Here is a 20,808-nt window from a genome sequence, read left to right as displayed (position 1 = left end):
ATAACAGGGAATGGATATGTCGCTCAATGTTGTCATTCTTGCTGCGGGTAAAGGGACTCGTATGCGCTCTGACTTACCGAAAGTGCTGCACAAGGTCGCTCATAAAGCGATGGTGCAACACGTGATCGATACCGCGAAGTCGCTCAATGCAGACAGCATAAATCTGATCTATGGCTATGGTGGCGACAAACTACAAGCTGCAGTGAATGACAGTACATTGCAATGGATTGAACAAGCAGAACAATTGGGTACTGGTCATGCAGTGGCGCAAGTCGTACCACATATCAGCGATGATGACAGCGTACTCATTCTTTATGGTGATGTGCCGCTAATCCAAACCAATACTTTGCAAGCGCTGCTGGATGCGCGCACTACAAATGGTATGGCGCTGCTGACCGTCAAACTAGATAACCCGACCGGTTATGGTCGCATCGTGCGCGATAACGGCCAAGTGGTTGGTATTGTCGAGCAGAAAGACGCCAACGCTGAACAACTGGCAATTAATGAAGTCAACAGCGGCATTATGGTGGTACCGGGCAAGCAGCTGAAAGCCTGGTTGGCAAAGCTAGACAACAACAATGCACAAGGCGAGTTTTACCTCACTGATATCGTCGCAATGGCGCACGCTGAAGGCGTTGCAATTGCGACTGCGCATCCGACTCATGCGATTGAAACGGAAGGCGCCAATAACCGCGTCCAACTGGCAACGCTGGAACGTGCCTACCAAGCACGTCGCGCTGAAGAACTCATGCTCAATGGCGCTAACCTGCGCGATCCAGCCCGCATCGATATTCGCGGTGATGTCACAATCGGTATGGATGTGATGATCGATGTGAATGTGATTTTTGAAGGCATCGTTGTGCTTGGCAATAACGTCACTATTGGCGCGGGGTCGATCCTTAAAGATTGTCAGATTGCCGATAACGCCGAAATCAAACCTTACAGTATTATTGAAGGCGCCAAACTTGGCAATGCCGCTAGTGCGGGTCCATTTGCGCGTCTTCGCCCTGGTGCTGAACTGAAAACTGATGCCCATGTCGGTAACTTCGTCGAGATGAAGAAAGCGGTGTTGGGTGAAGGCTCTAAAGCCGGCCACTTAACCTATTTAGGTGATGCGCAGATCGGCAGCGGCGTTAATATCGGCGCCGGTACCATCACCTGCAACTACGATGGTGCCAATAAACACCTGACCGTGATTGAAGATGGCGTGTTTGTCGGCAGTGATACCCAGTTGGTTGCGCCGGTGACAGTGGGTAAAAATGCCACGCTGGGTGCAGGGTCAACCATTACTTGTGATGTGGGTGAAGATGAATTGGTGATTACTCGAGTGAAACAACGTCACATTGTGGGTTGGCCGCGACCAGTAAAAAAGAAAACTAGTTAAGTTTTTCTGTTAACTTTCGTTTCAAAAGCACCGTTTAAGGTGCTTTTGTATTTTTAGTGCTTTTAACGGAAAACCTTGCCGAATATGCTTGCTCACAAGTTTCGAATAGTTATAATTTGTTTCGAATCGAAATTTAGGTGATTTATGACCAAGCGCAATACCCAACAACGCCGCCGCACTATTGTGGAACGGCTCAATCTCACTGGTGAAGTCAGTGTCGAACAGTTGGCTGCCGAATTCAGTACTTCCGAAGTCACCATTCGCAAAGATCTCGCTGCGCTCGAAAAAGATGGCCTATTGCTACGCCGTTATGGTGGTGCCATCCCATTGCCGCAAGAGATTGCGGTTGCGCCAGCCAGTGGCCCATCCGCTAATCAACTCGCCATCGCCGCAAAAGCTGCCGAACTTATTCGCGATCACAACCGCATTATCATCGACTGTGGAACGACTACGCTGGGGTTAATTCCCGAACTGAACCATAAACGTGGCTTGGTGGTGATGACTAACTCCTTGCAATTAGCTAACGCGATTCATGAGTTGGAACATGAACCTACCTTATTGATGACCGGTGGTACTTGGGATCCTCACTCTGAGTCGTTTCAAGGGCAAATGGCTGAGCAGGTGCTGCGTTCTTACAATTTCGATCAACTGTTTATCGGTGCCGATGGTATTGACCTCGAGCGAGGTACCACCACGTTCAATGAGTTGACTGGCCTCAGTAAAGTGATGGCCGAAGTGTCACAGCAGGTCATTGTCATGCTCGAAGCCGACAAAATTCAACGTCGTATTCCCAACTTGGAACTTCCATGGGGGTCGATAGACATTCTCGTCACCGATAATCGTTTAGCCGCAGATGCCGCAAACACTATTCGTGCACGAGGTATCCAGTTGCTGCTGGTGGATACAGTTAACAATTAATATTTTTATTAGGGATAGCCATTATGTGTGGAATCGTCGGTGCTGTTGCACAACGTGACGTAACAGAAATTTTGCTAGAAGGACTCAAGCGCCTCGAATATCGCGGTTATGATTCTGCTGGTGTTGCCGTGATTCATCAAGGCGAACTTCAACGCACTCGTCGGGTGGGTAAAGTACAAGAGCTTGTTAATGCTCTAGACGAGCAACCATTGCCCGGTGGCACTGGTATTGCGCACACTCGTTGGGCGACTCACGGTGAACCAAGCGAACGCAACGCGCACCCACATCAATCTGCCGGGGATATCGCCGTAGTGCATAACGGTATTATTGAAAACCACGCCGAGCTGCGCGAACAACTGCAGGCTTTGGGTTATCAGTTTGAATCAGATACTGACACTGAAGTTATCGGCCACCTTGTACACCATGAACTGAAATCTAATAATTCTTTGCTCGCTGCAGTTCAAGCCACTGTAAAACAGCTGGAAGGTGCTTATGGCACAGTCGTTATCGACCGTCGCGATAGTGAGCGTATGGTGGTTGCTCGTAGCGGCAGCCCGCTGGTGGTTGGTTTTGGTCTGGGTGAGAACTTTGTCGCTTCTGACATCATGGCACTGCTACCCGTTACCCGTAAGTTTGCTTATTTGGAAGAAGGCGATGTGGCCGAAATTACGCGCCGCAGTGTCAGCATCTTTGATGCCGCAGGTAATGCCGTTACTCGTGAAGCGAAAGAAACCGAAGTATCACACGACACGGGTGATAAAGGCGAATACCGCCATTACATGTTGAAAGAGATCCACGAACAGCCTTTAGCGCTGGCGCGTACGTTAGATCAGCGCATCAGCAGCGGTAAAGTGATTGCTGATGCGTTTGGTGATAATGCGGAAGCGTTGCTTAAAGATATCCGCCACGTGCAGATCATCGCTTGTGGTACCTCATACCATGCGGCGATGACCGCGCGTTACTGGTTGGAACAATGGGCGGGCGTATCATGTAACGTCGAGATTGCCTCCGAATTCCGCTATCGCAAGTCATTCACCTTCCCGAACAGCTTGTTAGTCACCATTTCTCAATCGGGCGAAACTGCAGATACTTTGGCAGCACTGCGCCTTGCCAAAGAGATGGGCTACAAAGCGTCGCTGACCATCTGTAACGTGCCTGGCTCCTCATTGGTGCGCGAGTCCGACATGGCCTACATGATGAAAGCGGGCGCTGAGATTGGCGTAGCATCCACTAAAGCCTTTACCGTGCAATTGGCGGGCTTGCTGATGTTGACCGCGGTCATTGGTCGTAACAATGGCATGGGCAGCGATGTAGAAGCTGCGATGGTGCACAGCCTGCAATCTCTGCCAGCCAAAGTGGAGCAAACCTTGGCTTTGGATGAAGCGATTGCTGCATTGGCAGAAGATTTTGCCGATAAGAGCCACGCGCTGTTCTTAGGTCGCGGCGAGCAATATCCGATAGCGATGGAAGGTGCGCTGAAGTTAAAAGAGATCTCGTATATTCATGCGGAAGCATACGCATCTGGCGAGTTGAAACACGGCCCTTTGGCACTGATTGATGCCGATATGCCGGTGATCGTGGTAGCGCCGAACAACGAGCTGCTGGAAAAACTCAAGTCTAACGTGGAGGAAGTACGTGCTCGTGGCGGCCTAATGTATGTGTTTGCCGATGTGGATGCCAAATTCCGTTCAGATGACACAATGAAGGTGATCCCTGTGCCGCACTGTGATGAATTTATCGCACCGATCATCTATACCCTGCCACTGCAGCTGTTGTCATACCATGTAGCGTTAATCAAAGGCACTGACGTGGACCAGCCGCGTAATTTAGCTAAATCAGTGACGGTGGAATGATTTAATTCATTGATAATAAATAATATTTTTAATTTTACACTATAAAAATAGCAATCTCGCTTTTTAAATGCAAATTAGAAAGCGAGATTTTTTTGAGCTAACCACAGTGATTTTTAGATCAAGATTCGCTGATTGAAATTGGAATGAGCAATATTTGATTACACTGTCTATCAAAGAGAGCAATGTGAACAATTGCAGGGGTTGGTTAATACCAATTATTGCCTAGAGCGTTTCGCTTTTGCTTACCAATGAGAAGATTCTACTCGCTATTTTTGCATTGATTTTACTTCGTGCGGCATCGTTGAAAGGTAAATCGCGCGTTATGGTTTGGTTATTCTCATCATCCTTCCTATCGTTGGACTAATGTCTAGTGCCCGCCGAGACTGAATGATCCATTTATTAGGCAACTTCGTAACCAATTGACAGAATTAACCTTGGGTAAATTAATTGTTAAATTTAGTGCTGGCGTGGCGACAAATCTTATTAGGTAAAACCACTTAACCATTGTGTGTTCAAAAGTTTTTTGTGATAATGTTCACGTTTATCAGACCGATTAAACAAGGGGCACATTCTTGGATTAATTGCGTGTGATTGCAAAACGCCAGTAGCTTGAAGTTTAAAGGTATAGGACAAGCGCTGAAAACGTTATGACATGGTAAACATTGGACGTTTTCGGTTTTAAAGACAATCAATAGTCTCGCTTTAGCATTCAGACCTTTATCGCTGTTTTTAAGCTTTTGGTGCTGATATTTAGTAAGAGTGTAATTGGGGCGTTTTTAAGTTGTTTTTTACTTTATTTCAATAAGATAAAAAATATCTTTAGCAAGCTTCCATCTACCATCCAGTAAAAATTTAACGAACTTTAGGTTAATGAATACTGAATAAGTGTTTACTCATGCAGATCCTCGTTGATTTGTATGCGTACTCGTACAGCCTTTACCAAAAATCAGCAACTTGGCAATCATCCAAAGGTTTGATGTATGCAGATTGGTTTCGGCGTCTATTATTGTAATTCCGATGTTCTGTTGGTTGCTGTAGTAGCGTCGCAAATGCCACCTATCGTAATGACTGGTGGATGTTATCAACCTCTGTCGTTAGAGGAAGGTTCTTCGTGTTTATTCGTAGCCTAAGTAAGTTCGCTTTAGCAGCCTTAGCATTAGTGCTTTCTGGCTGTGAGGGTGGTGTGCTAGACCCTAAAGGTCATGTAGGTGTGCAGGAAAAAGAGCTGATCATCATCGCTACTGTGTTGATGTTATTAGTGGTTATTCCTGTAATTTTCATGACGCTGTATTTCGCTTGGAAATACCGCGAAGGTCGTGATGAAGTCTATATGCCTAACTGGGCACACTCCACAAAGATTGAGTCAGTTGTTTGGACGATCCCAATCATCATCGTCATCATTCTGGGCACTATTACCTGGAAAACGACCCATGAGTTGGATCCGTACAAGCCTCTGGAAGATGCTAACGGTACTCAGCTTGACCACATGGTGGTTGAAGTTGTGTCGCTTAACTGGAAATGGTTGTTTATCTATCCAGAACAAGGGATTGCTACCGTGAATGAATTGGTATTCCCTAAGGATGTACCGGTTCAGTTTAAGATTACTTCTGACTCCACCATGAATTCGTTCTTTATTCCGCAGTTGGGTAGTCAAATCTATTCAATGGCAGGTATGGAGACCAAACTTCATCTTATTGCCAACCACGCTGGTACGTATGATGGCTTCTCAGCCAACTATAGCGGCGCGGGTTTTACCGGTATGAAGTTTAAGGCTATTGCGACCGAAACTGATGCTGATTTCAACAGTTGGGTAGCTAAAGTGAAGTCTAGTGGTACTCCGCTGAATCCTCACAGCTATGAGAAGTTGGCAGAGGAAAGTGAAAATCACCCCGTAGAATATTTTGGTACTGTGACTGATGGCCTGTTCCACCAGATCGTCATGAAGTATATGCAGCACTATAACGACTGGGGCAAAGGCGGCAACAAGCACGGCGAAGGAATGGAGCACGGTGAGCATAATGGTGCAAAAGCATCAGAAGAAATGCCGCAGATGCATCATTCAGCTGATCATGCCGCAGCTCACGGGGAGGCGTAGGAGTCATTATGTCTTTATTAGGTAAACTTTCGATTGATGCGGTTCCGTATCACGAACCCATTGTTATGGGAACCTTGGCCGGTGTTGGTATCATTGGTGCTTTGGTTGTATTTCTACTAACCAAGTACAAGTTGTGGCTGCCTTTGTGGCGCGACTGGATTACCTCCGTAGACCATAAACGTCTAGGTATTATGTACATCACACTGGCCATGATCATGCTGATCCGTGGTTTTGCTGATGCCATCATGATGCGTACTCAATTGGCCTTGGCAACTAACGGTAATACTGGTTACTTGCCACCTGAACACTATGACCAAATCTTTAGTGCGCACGGCGTTATCATGATCATCTTTATGGCGATGCCATTCATGGTGGGTCTGATGAACATCGTGGTGCCATTGCAGATTGGTGCGCGTGACGTAGCCTTCCCGTTCCTGAACAACCTGAGCTTCTGGTTGACCGCTGGTGGCGCAATCCTCATCAACATCTCTTTAGGTGTGGGCGAGTTTGCTAAGACTGGTTGGGTGGCTTATCCACCATTGTCAGAGCTGACATTCAGTCCTGGCGTTGGCGTTGACTACTACATCTGGGCATTGCAGATTTCAGGCCTTGGGACTTTGCTAACGGGTGTTAACTTCTTGGTGACGGTATTCAAGTGCCGCGCGCCTAGCATGAAGTTAATGCAGATGCCGGTATTTACTTGGGCATGTACTTGGGCAAACATCCTGATTGTGGCGTCATTCCCTATTTTGACTGCTGCACTGGGTCTGCTAACACTTGACCGTTACCTCGATTTCCACTTCTTCACTAACGAAGGTGGTGGTAACGCGATGATGTATATCAACCTGTTCTGGGCATGGGGTCACCCTGAGGTGTACATCCTAATCCTGCCAGCGTTTGGTATCTTCTCTGAAGTGGTAGCTACATTCAGCTCTAAGCGTCTATTTGGTTATACCTCAATGATCGTGGCTAACGGTGCCATTTCGGTACTGGGCTTCATCGTATGGTTGCACCACTTCTTTACCATGGGTTCAGGAGCCAACGTTAACGCCTTCTTCGGCGTAATGACGATGATTATTGCGGTGCCGACCGGGGTGAAACTGTTTAACTGGTTGTTCACTATGTACCGCGGTCGTGTACGTATCACCGTGCCTATCATGTGGACCTTGGGCTTCATGACCACCTTTACTATCGGTGGTATGACAGGCGTATTGTTGGCCGTACCCGGTGCTGACTTCGTATTGCACAACAGCTTGTTCTTGATTGCTCACTTCCATAACACCATCTTGGGTGGTGCGGTATTTGGCTACTTGGCTGGCTTCGCATACTGGTTCCCTAAAGCGATGGGCTTCCACCTGAATGAGAAATACGGTAAGCGTGCGTTCTGGGGCTGGTTGATCGGTTTCTACGTTGCCTTTATGCCTCTGTACGTGTTGGGCTTCTTGGGTATGACTCGTCGTTTGAACCATACCGATAACCCTGATTGGAACATCTGGTTGTATATCGCTTGTGTGGGTGCCTTCATCATCCTGTTCGGTATCGTATCGCAACTGCAACAACTGTTTGTTTCGTTCCGCGACCGTAAGCAAAACATGGATACCACCGGTGACCCATGGGGTGCTCGTACCTTGGAATGGCAGACTTCGTCGCCGCCACAATTCTACAACTTCGCCAAAATCCCAGAAGTGCATGACATTGATGCCTTTATGGACGCGAAAGAGAAAGGTACTGCTTACAAGAAAGAAGCTAAGTATGAGCCTATCCATATGCCAAAGAACACCTCTGCTGGTGTGTTGATTGGTGGTGCGCTCACCGTAATGAGCTTTGCATTGATTTGGCACATTTGGTGGTTAGCTGGCGTATCTTTTGTCGCGGCAATCGTATTCTTCATCATGCGTGCTTATGACAATGATGTGGATTACTACGTACAACCAGATGAAATTGAAAAGATTGAAGATGCCTTTGTGAAAGGTGCTTCGGAGGTGAAGGCATGAGCAGCGTAAGTCAAGCAATTGATGCTCATGAGCATCATGATCATCACGATACAGGCAAAAACACATTATTTGGTTTTTGGCTCTACTTGATGACCGACTGCCTGTTGTTCGCGTCAGTATTTGCAACATATGCAGTACTGTACATGAACACTGCAGGTGGCGTTTCAGGTCACGATATTTTTGAGCTGGACTATGTGGCTGTAGAAACCGCAGCCCTGTTGCTCAGTAGTATCACTTACGGCTTTGCCATGATTGCTGCACACAAGCAGAATCGCTCAGCAACCTTGGGTTGGTTGGCTATTACCTTTGTGCTGGGTGCAATCTTCATCGGGATGGAAATTAATGAGTTCCATCACCTGATTGTGAATGGTAATGGTCCAGACCGTAGTGCGTTCCTATCTTCATTCTTTGCTCTGGTAGGTATGCACGGTTTGCACGTAACCGCAGGTCTTATCTGGATGGCCATTATGATGGTTGAAGTGGTTAAACGTGGTTTAGGTAGCCGTACCGTGACCCGTTTGGGCTGCTTAAGCATGTTCTGGCACTTCTTGGATGTTATCTGGATCTGTGTATTTACCGTTGTTTACTTGTTGGGGGTAGTGTAATGAGCGATTTATCTCATGCATCCCATGACGAAGGTCATGGCAGCGTTAAGTCTTACCTGATCGGCTTTGTGCTATCAGTAATTCTTACCGTGATCCCATTTGCGTTAGTGATGACGGGTGCATTTTCAAAACCAGCAACAATCGTGACTGTAGTTGTGTTTGCCGTGGTGCAGATCATTGTGCATTTGAAGTATTTCTTGCACTTGGATTTCACCCCAACTGGCAAAGAAAATACCGTAGCGTTCCTGTTCTCGGCATTGATTATTGGTCTGGTGGTCGGTCTGTCCATCTGGATCATTTACAGTGCTAACGCTCTGATGATGTATATGTGAGCTGATTAATATGCTGAAGCCTTATCTCAACGTCACCAAGCCCGGCATTATTATGGGTAATCTGATCTCTGTTGCTGGAGGCTTTTTCTTAGCTTCCCAAGGCAACGTGGATTGGGGTTTGATGTTTGCTGCAATTCTGGGGTTATCACTGGTGGTAGCATCAGGATGTGCAATCAATAACTGCATCGATACCGATATTGACGCCAAAATGCGCCGTACACAAAAGCGTGTAACGGTGACGGGTGAGTTATCTATTACTCACGCATTTTGGTTTGGTGTTGCGTTGGGATTCGCAGGTTTCGGCATCTTAGCTGTCTACACCAATGCGATGGCGACCTTGTTTGCTGTGATTGGTTTCGTGGTTTATGTCGGGGTTTATAGCCTCTACATGAAGCGCTTATCGGTTTACGGCACCATCGTAGGTAGCTTATCGGGAGCTGTACCGCCGGTTGTAGGCTACTGTGCGGTATCGGGTAAGTTTGATGCAGGTGCGGCAATTCTTCTGTTAATGTTTTGCCTATGGCAGATGCCTCACTCTTACGCGATTGCCATCTTCCGTTATGAAGATTATAAAGCTGCGAAAATCCCTGTGTTGCCCGTTGTACATGGCGTTGAAAAAGCGAAATTACACATCGTGGCCTATGTCGCCTTGTTTGCCGTGGTATCTGTGTTGTTACCGTTAACAGGGTACACAGGCGTCGCTTTTATGGCTGTGGCTTGTTCTACCAGTTTGTGGTGGTTAGCCATGGCATTACGTGGCTATCGTAAGGATGTCGATATCAATGGTTGGGCGCGCCAAGTGTTTGGTTTCTCAATCATCACCATCACCGCTTTGAGCGTCACAATGGCTCTCGACTTTAAAGAAGTCACTTCGCAGCTATTTGTACAGCTTTAATCGCTACATATATACAGTACATAAAAAAGCCCGCAACTGCGGGCTTTTTGTTTTCCTTTTTGTACACAGTGCTTAGAACACCACGAACGATTACTATTAATTACGCTTAATAGTGCCAAGGGAATTTTGAAAAGTCTTGGTCACGCTTTTCAAGAAAGGCATCGCGCCCCTCTTCTGCTTCTGCTGTTCCGTAGGCTAAACGGGTGGCTTCACCGGCAAATAACTGCTGACCCACTAAACCATCATCTGGCAAGTTGAAACCATACTTCAACATGCGCATTGCCGTTGGACTCTTAAAGTTGATCTCTTTGGCCCAGCGCAGCGCTTCTACTTCTAACTCAGCGTGTGGGATGGAACGGTTAACCATGCCCATATCAAACGCTTCATCAGCACTATAGTTAAAACCACAGAAGAAGATTTCCCGTGCGCGCTTTTGGCCAATCATTTTCGCCAAATACGCACTACCGTAACCAGAGTCAAAGCTGGCGACATCTGGATCTGTTTGTTTGAAAATAGCGTGCTCTTTTGATGCCAAGGTTAAATCGCACACCACATGTAAACTGTGGCCACCGCCAACGGCCCACCCCGGCACAACAGCGATCACTACTTTCGGCATAAAGCGGATCAAGCGCTGCACTTCTAGAATATGTAACCGTCCCATTCGGGCGATATCTGCTTTACCCGCTTCAGCACCTTCATACTTATAACCATCTTTACCGCGAATGCGCTGATCACCACCCGAAGAGAATGACCATTGGCCTTTCTTCGATGGCCCGTTACCGGTTAAGAGTACACTGCCTACATCTGACCACTGGCGCGCATGGTCGAGTGCGATATAAAGCTCATCAACCGTTTTAGGACGAAAAGCGTTTAAACAATCGGGACGGTCAATGGCAATGCGCACTGTGCCGTGGGCCTTAGCGCGGTGATAAGTAATATCTTCGAACTCAAACCCAGGGACTTCATCCCAAAGGTCGGCATCAAAAATATCGGATACAAAACGAGACATAACTAAATCCTGTTACCTAGGAACATAATGTCAGAGATTATCGCAAATGAACTGCAAATTATCTCTGCTGAAAACTGGGTGTGATGACACATTGGCTTGGCAGTACTCATCTTTAAATTCGCTAAAGCTATCTGCAGAACTCAGAATCGAATCAAGTTCAGTTAATTCAGTACCGGACAAGCGCTCACCTATAGATGCTTTAAGTTGTGCCTTCTTCTTATCTATACGAATAATCTGGGTGCCCGTCATCGCATCTAACTTACGCTCAATCTTATTGAGCATGGCCTCTGTTTGAGCGATGGGCTCGTCCAGCTTGTCGGTGCGCGTTGCGAGGTAGTAAATGACCCCAGCAGCGATGGCTATCAATATCCAACCTTTCATGATTTGTCCTAATCGTTCAAAAAAGCGAAAGTTAGCCACAATCCTAACAAGGAAAAAAAACACAGCACAGCGAATTTAAAATTAGCAGCAACAATAAAAATATCGTCTACACTTTATCAACGGGTGATTTTTGCCCTCTGCGCTGGTTTCTTATACATAAAACGCCGCATATTTTTCCAGTTGGATGGAATCTTGAGCAGTCGAAAATTTTATTGCAAATAGCACTTGCAAGGGGTTTTTGTCGCCCTATAATGCGCACCCACTGAGACGGCACAGCGCGAAAGCAAAGGCGGTTGAGGTGGTGATGAGGATGACTCATCGCAAGGCGAAAATAAGTTTGAAATCAAGCTTGACGCCTGAACGGGGAGGTGTAGAATACGCAGCCCTGACCTGAAGCGAGTTCTTCAGGGTGCTCTTTAACAAGTTATCAAGCAATCTGTGTGGGCACTCTCAGGTTGATATATCGACAACGATTTATCGACTTTATGAAGAGTGTTCATACGAACAGAATTCATTAGAGTCAAAACTTTCAATTGAAGAGTTTGATCATGGCTCAGATTGAACGCTGGCGGCAGGCCTAACACATGCAAGTCGAGCGGCAGCGGGGAGTAGCTTGCTACTCTGCCGGCGAGCGGCGGACGGGTGAGTAATGTCTGGGAACTTGCCCATTCGAGGGGGATAACAGTTGGAAACGACTGCTAATACCGCATACGCCCTACGGGGGAAAGGAGGGGCTCTTCGGACCTTCCGCGAATGGATAGGCCCAGATGGGATTAGCTAGTTGGTGAGGTAAAGGCTCACCAAGGCGACGATCTCTAGCTGGTTTGAGAGGATGATCAGCCACACTGGAACTGAGACACGGTCCAGACTCCTACGGGAGGCAGCAGTGGGGAATATTGCACAATGGGGGAAACCCTGATGCAGCCATGCCGCGTGTGTGAAGAAGGCCTTCGGGTTGTAAAGCACTTTCAGCGAGGAGGAAAGGTTAGTAGTTAATACCTGCTAGCTGTGACGTTACTCGCAGAAGAAGCACCGGCTAACTCCGTGCCAGCAGCCGCGGTAATACGGAGGGTGCGAGCGTTAATCGGAATTACTGGGCGTAAAGCGTGCGCAGGCGGTTTGTTAAGCGAGATGTGAAAGCCCCGGGCTCAACCTGGGAATTGCATTTCGAACTGGCAAGCTAGAGTCTTGTAGAGGGGGGTAGAATTCCAGGTGTAGCGGTGAAATGCGTAGAGATCTGGAGGAATACCGGTGGCGAAGGCGGCCCCCTGGACAAAGACTGACGCTCATGCACGAAAGCGTGGGGAGCAAACAGGATTAGATACCCTGGTAGTCCACGCTGTAAACGATGTCTACTCGGAGTTTGGTGTCTTGAACACTGGGCTCTCAAGCTAACGCATTAAGTAGACCGCCTGGGGAGTACGGCCGCAAGGTTAAAACTCAAATGAATTGACGGGGGCCCGCACAAGCGGTGGAGCATGTGGTTTAATTCGATGCAACGCGAAGAACCTTACCTACTCTTGACATCCACAGAATCTGGTAGAGATACCTCAGTGCCTTCGGGAACTGTGAGACAGGTGCTGCATGGCTGTCGTCAGCTCGTGTTGTGAAATGTTGGGTTAAGTCCCGCAACGAGCGCAACCCTTATCCTTACTTGCCAGCGGGTAATGCCGGGAACTTTAGGGAGACTGCCGGTGATAAACCGGAGGAAGGTGGGGACGACGTCAAGTCATCATGGCCCTTACGAGTAGGGCTACACACGTGCTACAATGGTCAGTACAGAGGGATGCGAAGCCGCGAGGTGGAGCCAATCTCTTAAAGCTGGTCGTAGTCCGGATCGGAGTCTGCAACTCGACTCCGTGAAGTCGGAATCGCTAGTAATCGCAAATCAGAATGTTGCGGTGAATACGTTCCCGGGCCTTGTACACACCGCCCGTCACACCATGGGAGTGGGTTGCACCAGAAGTAGATAGCTTAACCTTCGGGGGGGCGTTTACCACGGTGTGATTCATGACTGGGGTGAAGTCGTAACAAGGTAGCCCTAGGGGAACCTGGGGCTGGATCACCTCCTTACCTAAGCGATATACGATTTGATGAGTGTTCACACAGATTGCTTGCTGATGAAGCAAGTCATTAGTTCTTGTTAACTAATGTGCTCTTTAACAATTTGGAAAGCTGATAGTAGAGATTAAATAGTGATATTTAATCGAAATTGAGTTCTCAAAATACTTCAATCAAGTGTTTTGGATATTCATGTGTTCGAAAGGACACAATCAAGGCGAAAACAAACCATATGGGTCGTGCATACGATTCGGTCGAGGAAACTCATCCGGGTTGTATGGTTAAGCGACTAAGCGTATACGGTGGATGCCTTGGCAGTCAGAGGCGATGAAGGACGTATTAACTTGCGATAAGCTCAGATGAGGCAGTAAAAGCCGCTTGAGTCTGAGATTTCCGAATGGGGCAACCCACTTACATAAGTAAGTATCATTAAGTGAATACATAGCTTAATGAGGCAAACCGGGAGAACTGAAACATCTAAGTACCCCGAGGAAAAGAAATCAACCGAGATTCCCCTAGTAGCGGCGAGCGAACGGGGACCAGCCCTTAAGCTTTTGGGGTGTTAGTGGAATGCGTTGGAAAGCGCAACGGTACAGGGTGACAGTCCCGTACACGAAAACTAACCTTAAGTGAAAACGAGTAAGGCGGCACACGTGACATGTTGTCTGAAGATGGGGGGACCATCCTCCAAGGCTAAATACTCCTGACTGACCGATAGCGAACCAGTACCGTGAGGGAAAGGCGAAAAGAACCCCTGTGAGGGGAGTGAAATAGAACCTGAAACCGTATACGTACAAGCAGTGGAAGCGGTTCTTGAGACCGTGACTGCGTACCTTTTGTATAATGGGTCAACGACTTACATTTAGTAGCAAGGTTAAGCGAATAGCGGAGCCGTAGGGAAACCGAGTGTTAACTGCGCGTTTAGTTGCTAGGTGTAGACCCGAAACCCGGTGATCTAGCCATGGGCAGGTTGAAGGTTGAGTAACATCAACTGGAGGACCGAACACACGTCTGTTGAAAAAGACGGTGATGACCTGTGGCTGGGGGTGAAAGGCCAATCAAACCGGGAGATATCTGGTTCTCCTCGAAAGCTATTTAGGTAGCGCCTCGAGCGAATACCATTGGGGGTAGAGCACTGTTAAGGCTAGGGGGTCATCCCGACTTACCAACCCTTTGCAAACTCCGAATACCAATGAGTACTACTCGGGAGACAGACGGCGGGTGCTAACGTCCGTCGTCAAAAGGGAAACAACCCAGACCGTCAGCTAAGGTCCCAAAGTTATTGCTAAGTGGGAAACGATGTGGGAAGGCTTAGACAGCTAGGATGTTGGCTTAGAAGCAGCCATCATTTAAAGAAAGCGTAATAGCTCACTAGTCGAGTCGGCCTGCGCGGAAGATGTAACGGGGCTAAGCAATACACCGAAGCTACGGGTACATACTTTGTATGTGCGGTAGAGGAGCGTTCTGTAAGCCGTTGAAGGTGAAGGGGTAACCCACACTGGAGGTATCAGAAGTGCGAATGTTGACATGAGTAACGATAATGGGGGTGAAAAACCTCCACGCCGAAAGACCAAGGGTTCCTGTCCAACGTTAATCGGGGCAGGGTGAGTCGACCCCTAAGGCGAGGCTGAAAGGCGTAGTCGATGGGAAACGGGTTAATATTCCCGTACTTCTGCTAACTGCGATGGAGAGACGGAGAAGGCTAGGCCAGCGCGGCGTTGGTAGTCCGCGTTTAAGGTAGTAGGTGTTGTGCTTAGGCAAATCCGGGCACATTTACACTGAGAGCTGATGACGAGTCACTAAGGTGATGAAGTGGTTGATGCCAAGCTTCCAGGAAAATCTTCTAAGCTTCAGGTTAGTAGGAATCGTACCCCAAACCGACACAGGTGGTCGGGTAGAGAATACCAAGGCGCTTGAGAGAACTCGGCTGAAGGAACTAGGCAAAATGGTACCGTAACTTCGGGAGAAGGTACGCTCCTGTTGGTGATGAGACTTGCTCTCTAAGCTGACGGGAGTCGCAGATACCAGCTGGCTGCAACTGTTTATCAAAAACACAGCACTGTGCGAACTCGCAAGAGGAAGTATACGGTGTGACGCCTGCCCGGTGCCGGAAGGTTAATTGATTGGGTTATCTTCGGAGAAGCTCATGATCGAAGCCCCGGTAAACGGCGGCCGTAACTATAACGGTCCTAAGGTAGCGAAATTCCTTGTCGGGTAAGTTCCGACCTGCACGAATGGCGTAATGATGGCCAGGCTGTCTCCAGCCGAGACTCAGTGAAGTTGAAATTGCGGTGAAGATGCCGTATACCCGCGGCTAGACGGAAAGACCCCGTGAACCTTTACTATAGCTTGGCACTGAACATTGACCCTGCATGTGTAGGATAGGTGGGAGACTATGAAGTTAGGACGCTAGTCCTGATGGAGTCGACCTTGAAATACCACCCTTGCAGTGTTGGTGTTCTAACCTTGGCCCCTAATCGGGGTTAGGGACAGTGCCTGGTGGGTAGTTTGACTGGGGCGGTCTCCTCCTAAAGAGTAACGGAGGAGCACGAAGGTTGGCTAAGTACGGTCGGACATCGTACGGTTAGTGTAATGGCACAAGCCAGCTTAACTGCGAGACAGACACGTCGAGCAGGTACGAAAGTAGGTCATAGTGATCCGGTGGTTCTGAATGGAAGGGCCATCGCTCAACGGATAAAAGGTACTCCGGGGATAACAGGCTGATACCGCCCAAGAGTTCATATCGACGGCGGTGTTTGGCACCTCGATGTCGGCTCATCACATCCTGGGGCTGAAGTCGGTCCCAAGGGTATGGCTGTTCGCCATTTAAAGTGGTACGCGAGCTGGGTTCAGAACGTCGTGAGACAGTTCGGTCCCTATCTGCCGTGGGCGTTGGATGATTGAGAGGGGCTGCTCCTAGTACGAGAGGACCGGAGTGGACGAACCGCTGGTGTTCGGGTTGTCATGCCAATGGCATTGCCCGGTAGCTACGTTCGGAATCGATAACCGCTGAAAGCATCTAAGCGGGAAGCGAGCCTCAAGATGAGTCATCCCTTAGACTTTAAGTCTACTAAAGAGCCGTTCAAGACCAGGACGTAGATAGGCAGGGTGTGTAAGCGTTGTGAGGCGTTTAGCTAACCTGTACTAATGACTCGTGCGGCTTAACCATACAACCCCGATGGGTTTTGGTGAACCTTGATGAATAAAGAAATACTTGATTTGAAGTATGAGAACGAACTACTAAAAGAAAGCAGCTTTCCGAATTACTTGTTTTTGCCTAGAAGGCGAGAGCAGAAAAGAATTTGTCTGGTGACAATAGCATTGTGGTCCCACCTGATCCCATCCCGAACTCAGAAGTGAAACACAATCGCGCCGATGGTAGTGTGGGGTTTCCCCATGTGAGAGTAGGTCATCGCCAGACGCCTAATTAGAGAAGGCCACCCAAACGGGTGGCCTTTTTGCTTTCCGTTTATCCGTATTCCAAAGTCACCAACTACGTCTAAGGGGGCTAGTTAATTTATCCGAGATTACCTAGTCAGCCAATTATGTTTGGCTGACTCAGCTCCCCGCCTAATATGATGATTAGCAACTGTAATCAAAGGGAAAATCTGTTTTAGATCGTTTACATTACTGATCGCTGTTTTTTCAACTGATTATGCTATGTTCATCAATATAGAGTCGGTAACTCTGTGATAATTTACATTATTTACTATTCGTCATATTCAGGTTATCGCACTTTGAGCTAGGCTCTGTTCTCGCTTATAGTGTGAATTCATCTAGAGACTTTTCCTTTGCCTTGTGGAGGCCGTCTTGAATCTAGCGTGGCGGGATAGACCTCTATTTTTCGTAGTCGGTTTTATTCTTTTATATTTCGGGTTGTTTGCGGCTGTCTATTTCGTTGGTCAATCAGATTCTGTTGCGGGCGCTACTCAACAAGCTAATCAATTCTGGCAAAAGCAGCTGACGCGTTCGACTAGCGTTTTAACTAAGTCAGTCCTTAATCAAGATGATAAGCGAATCGAAGAAGAGTTGAACTATTTGTCATCGCTTCCGGGGGCTGTTTCGGTTGTGTTCGTTGATGACGATGATTCTGTAAGGTTTGCTAACCATTCGCTCTGGTTAGACATGCCCGTTGCCGAAGCCTTTGAAAGCTATTCTGTTGAACTAGCCAAAACCGTTTATCAGTCGCAATTGCCGATTTCTCGGGTAGATGAAGCCGCATTTGTGAGCCGGTTTTATTACCCGGTGTCATCAAAATCCGATGACGTCTACCACATTGTAAAGTTGATCTATGTCGAGTCCGATTATCATCAATCTGCTCTGGTTGCAGAGGATGAATTTAATCAGCACTTTATAACTTTATTTTTCGTCATTTCAGGGCTGCTTGCATTAATTGCACTGGCGGCAAATCACTACATTTTTAAGCCTGTTCGTGTGTTAACTAAGGTGGCACAAGCGTCTTCTCCGCGCACCTCGGCTAAGTTACCACTCTCAATATTCGACGAATTATTAGCTTCAATTGATTCATTACATTCCCATCGGAAACGCTTGATTGATCGTATTCGTGATAATGAACAGCGTTGGCTGTTTGCGGTAGATGGCAATCGTAATGGTTTGTGGGATTGGGACATTGTGAAAGGCCGCGTATTTTTCTCCAACCGCTGGAAGGAAATTTTGGGTTATTCGCCAACAGAGCTTGACCCTGATGCTAAGGTTTGGCGCCAGTTGTTGCACCCAGAAGATAAAGCGATTGCGTTCGAGGTCTTGCAAGAATATTTAGATGGTAAAGCTGATGAGTATGATTCGCTGCATCGGTTGCAACATAAGGACGGTCATTACCTCTGGGTTAAGAATCGTGGGATGATTGTGGCATGGGACATCAATGGTCGCCCGACGCGGATGTTGGGTTACCTCGCCGATGTTTCCGATGATATTCAAAATCAGCATGCGTTAGCATTTTTAGCCAGTCATGATCCGCTGACAAATTTAGCCAATAGAGCACATTTGAATCAGGCGCTCAGCCGTTTATGTGCACAACATGATCGAATGAAATATAGCGCGGTATTTGTTATCGACCTCGATAACTTTAAAGTCGTTAATGATGCGCTAGGGCATAAATCCGGTGATAGTTTGTTGGTGCAGATCAGCAAGCGTTTAGCCGAAACTGCTGGTGATAGCTTGTTGGCGCGATTAGGCGCTGATGAATTTTCATTAGTGCTCGAAGATGCCGGCCAATCAGAAGAAGAAGCCCGTGAGTTAGCCTTTGCTCTCGCGGGGGATATTCGTCAAAGCATCTCTCAGAGCTTGGTGATCAACGGGCATAAATTGCATATTTCAGCGAGTATCGGGATTGATTTACTTCGTCCTGGGCAAGTCAGTACCGCCGGTGAGTTGATGCGTTGTGCTGATATGGCCATGTTTGATGCCAAAGAGCGTGGACGTGATAACTGCGTTATCTATTCGGCTGAAATGGAGCATCAGGTAAACACGCAACTTATTATTCAAAACGATCTGCGCGATGCCATCGAGCGACACGAATTAGAACTCTATTATCAACCGATAGTGGATGAGCATGGCATTCTGTCCGGCGCTGAAGCCTTGTTGCGTTGGCGTCATCCACAATATGGGTTTATTTCCCCTGCTGATTTTATTCCTGTGGCAGAGCGATTTGGTTTGATTGATAACCTGACTCGCTGGGTGTTAAAAGACGTTTGTGAGTTCGTACAACAAAACGCTGAAAGAGAGCTGCCCAAAATCTCGATTAATATCAGTGCGCGTCAGTTTAATGATCCTAAGTTTGTCGAAAGCCTGTTAGTGCAAATTAAAGGCCGACAGTTAACCCCGAGAGCCTTTGAGCTGGAGTTAACCGAACACCTGTTTTTAACTGATCTATCGCTGATTAAGGCGCGCTTTACCGAGTTGCAACAAGCAGGATTTACCATTGCAATTGATGACTTTGGTACCGGATATTCTTCATTAAGCTATCTGCAGCATTTGCCACTTTCTCGACTAAAAATTGATGCGGCATTCGTGCGCAATATTGGCAAAGGTGAGAAGGGTAAAACCTTGGTGAAAGCCATTATTGAGATGGCGCATGCAATGAAGTTAGATGTGGTGGCTGAAGGCGTTGAGACCGAGGAGCAACACACCTACCTCAAGAGCCAGCAATGTGATTGGTTCCAAGGTTATATGTGGAGTAAGCCACTTCCTGCAGCTGAGTTTGCTCGATTGTTGCCTCGCGCTGGCGAGGTGCGTCAGTTAGTTTCCAATATTAAACCAGTCCAAAATGAGCTTTAGTCCCTTCGAACGACAGTAATCATGTTCAATCAGGATTTCATGTCGCGCATCAGCAATTTGTTGCAGTTGAGTGTGTGGGCCACGCACTCGCCACTGCGAATCGTTATCTACCACGCAATCTTTGCCCGCTTGTAAGATCAATGTCGGTATGGGGAGCTGCTTCGCCGCCTGCAATGCTCTTTCCGCGGCAGGAATTGCCTCAACGAGCCATTGGTTGGTCGGTGAACCGAGTTGTATTTGCGGTACTTGCTGGTACAGGGCTAATAAGCGTGCGTATCGTTGGCGGCTATGCGTTAGCGGATTGCCATAAAATGGCTTGGCATGGTAATCCTGTCCGCCCAGAATATAATTTGGCTCTTTGCCGGGCGCATAACAATTTAACCTATTTGCCAGCCATTCAACCCAAGGTTTGGGCAGGGGTAACTTAATGCCAAACATAGGTGCACAAAATGCCGCAGCACTAAAATGATGATGTTGGTGTTCCAAATACAGGGCGGCAATGGCACATCCCATCGAATGTCCCAATAGATAGCGTTGCGAATGTTGCTGTGGCAGCACTATCTCATTGATAAATTGGCCAAGATGCGCGACATATCGCTCGAAACTGTCAATATGGCCCATATGCGTATTGGTTGCGAGTCTGCTTGAAAGCCCTTGTCCAACATGATCGGCGGCGTAAACACTGAATCCTTGCTGGTACAGATCGTAGATGACCTCCATATATTTGAGGTAGCTCTCGACGCGACCATTGCTGATCACCACAACTTTGTTGTGGTTTGGATGTTCGATAAAGCAGTAGGACATTGTATGGCCATCAGCCAGTGTTAGTGATGTTTCACCGACCTGTTGCCAAAATTCAGCTAAGACCGTCTCTGATATCGGATGGTCATATTTACTGCGAAACTTCCCCACGATACCTCCTAAATTGGGTTCCACTCTCTCAATAAAGCATATCAGCATTTGGTCCATCATTGCTGATTCGCT

At 47.6% G+C, this 20,808-nt stretch carries 12 protein-coding genes and 3 rRNA genes; 12 read left to right on the top strand and 3 right to left on the bottom strand.

What is annotated here, in order from left to right:
- Positions 1-16: 16 nt before the first annotated feature.
- From glmU to cyoE, 8 genes are all read left to right on the top strand, one after another.
- Entirely contained in the window at positions 17-1,384 is a 1,368-nt protein-coding gene (gene glmU / locus JYB87_RS18435) for a bifunctional UDP-N-acetylglucosamine diphosphorylase/glucosamine-1-phosphate N-acetyltransferase GlmU (protein WP_207354875.1), read from the top strand.
- Positions 1,385-1,528: 144 nt separating this feature from the next.
- Positions 1,529-2,302 carry a DeoR/GlpR family DNA-binding transcription regulator gene (locus tag JYB87_RS18430; protein WP_207354874.1) on the top strand — a complete coding sequence of 258 codons (774 nt, stop codon included), beginning with the start codon at positions 1,529-1,531 and terminating at the stop codon, positions 2,300-2,302.
- A 23-nt stretch (positions 2,303-2,325) separates the two neighbouring features.
- Complete coding sequence (glmS, locus tag JYB87_RS18425) at positions 2,326-4,155, top strand: glutamine--fructose-6-phosphate transaminase (isomerizing) (protein ID WP_207354873.1); 1,830 nt, start codon at positions 2,326-2,328, stop codon at positions 4,153-4,155.
- Between the two features lie 1,111 nt (positions 4,156-5,266).
- On the top strand, positions 5,267-6,250 hold the full coding sequence (gene cyoA / locus JYB87_RS18420) for a ubiquinol oxidase subunit II (protein WP_207354872.1): 984 nt from the start codon (positions 5,267-5,269) through the stop codon (positions 6,248-6,250).
- Between the two features lie 8 nt (positions 6,251-6,258).
- The gene (gene cyoB / locus JYB87_RS18415; RefSeq protein WP_207354871.1) at positions 6,259-8,244 is read left to right on the top strand and encodes a cytochrome o ubiquinol oxidase subunit I; all 1,986 of its coding nucleotides are present in this window, start codon (positions 6,259-6,261) and stop codon (positions 8,242-8,244) included.
- Positions 8,241-8,849: a cytochrome o ubiquinol oxidase subunit III gene (cyoC, locus tag JYB87_RS18410; RefSeq protein WP_207354870.1), complete on the top strand. Its 609-nt coding sequence runs from the start codon at positions 8,241-8,243 to the stop codon at positions 8,847-8,849. The genes cyoB and cyoC overlap by 4 nt, the downstream gene beginning before the upstream one ends.
- Positions 8,849-9,181, top strand: a complete 333-nt coding sequence (gene cyoD, locus JYB87_RS18405) for a cytochrome o ubiquinol oxidase subunit IV (protein WP_207354869.1) — start codon at positions 8,849-8,851, stop codon at positions 9,179-9,181. The genes cyoC and cyoD overlap by 1 nt, the downstream gene beginning before the upstream one ends.
- Before the next feature lie 10 nt (positions 9,182-9,191).
- The gene (gene cyoE / locus JYB87_RS18400; protein WP_207354868.1) at positions 9,192-10,076 is read left to right on the top strand and encodes a heme o synthase; all 885 of its coding nucleotides are present in this window, start codon (positions 9,192-9,194) and stop codon (positions 10,074-10,076) included.
- Between the two features lie 106 nt (positions 10,077-10,182).
- On the opposite strand, the gene JYB87_RS18395 is transcribed toward cyoE, so the two are convergent.
- Positions 10,183-11,085, bottom strand: coding sequence for a 1,4-dihydroxy-2-naphthoyl-CoA synthase (locus tag JYB87_RS18395; protein ID WP_207354867.1), 903 nt, complete (start codon positions 11,083-11,085; stop codon positions 10,183-10,185).
- 30 nt (positions 11,086-11,115) lie between these two features.
- Positions 11,116-11,466: a hypothetical protein gene (locus JYB87_RS18390; RefSeq protein WP_207354866.1), complete on the bottom strand. Its 351-nt coding sequence runs from the start codon at positions 11,464-11,466 to the stop codon at positions 11,116-11,118.
- A gap of 530 nt (positions 11,467-11,996) precedes the next feature.
- On the opposite strand from JYB87_RS18390, the gene JYB87_RS18385 reads away from it, so the two are divergent.
- The 4 genes from JYB87_RS18385 to JYB87_RS18370 all read left to right on the top strand — a co-directional run bounded on the left by JYB87_RS18385 (position 11,997) and on the right by JYB87_RS18370 (position 19,824).
- Positions 11,997-13,539 (top strand): 16S ribosomal RNA (locus JYB87_RS18385).
- A gap of 267 nt (positions 13,540-13,806) precedes the next feature.
- A 23S ribosomal RNA gene (locus JYB87_RS18380) occupies positions 13,807-16,696 on the top strand.
- Between the two features lie 136 nt (positions 16,697-16,832).
- Positions 16,833-16,948: ribosomal RNA gene (gene rrf / locus JYB87_RS18375) — 5S ribosomal RNA — on the top strand.
- The 16S, 23S and 5S rRNA genes sit together here, the layout of an rRNA operon.
- Positions 16,949-17,337: 389 nt before the next feature.
- A complete protein-coding gene (locus tag JYB87_RS18370) occupies positions 17,338-19,824 on the top strand; it encodes a putative bifunctional diguanylate cyclase/phosphodiesterase (protein WP_207354865.1) in 2,487 nt (828 codons plus the stop codon).
- On the opposite strand, the gene JYB87_RS18365 is transcribed toward JYB87_RS18370, so the two are convergent.
- Complete coding sequence (locus JYB87_RS18365; RefSeq protein ID WP_207354864.1) at positions 19,786-20,736, bottom strand: alpha/beta fold hydrolase; 951 nt, start codon at positions 20,734-20,736, stop codon at positions 19,786-19,788. The genes JYB87_RS18370 and JYB87_RS18365 overlap by 39 nt on opposite strands.
- Positions 20,737-20,808: the final 72 nt, after the last annotated feature.

The sequence above is a fragment of the Shewanella avicenniae genome, assembly GCF_017354945.1.
GTDB lineage: Bacteria > Pseudomonadota > Gammaproteobacteria > Enterobacterales > Shewanellaceae > Shewanella > Shewanella avicenniae.
The sequence above is the reverse complement of the archived record's forward strand: the minus strand, read 5'-3'. Positions and strand labels throughout refer to the sequence as shown.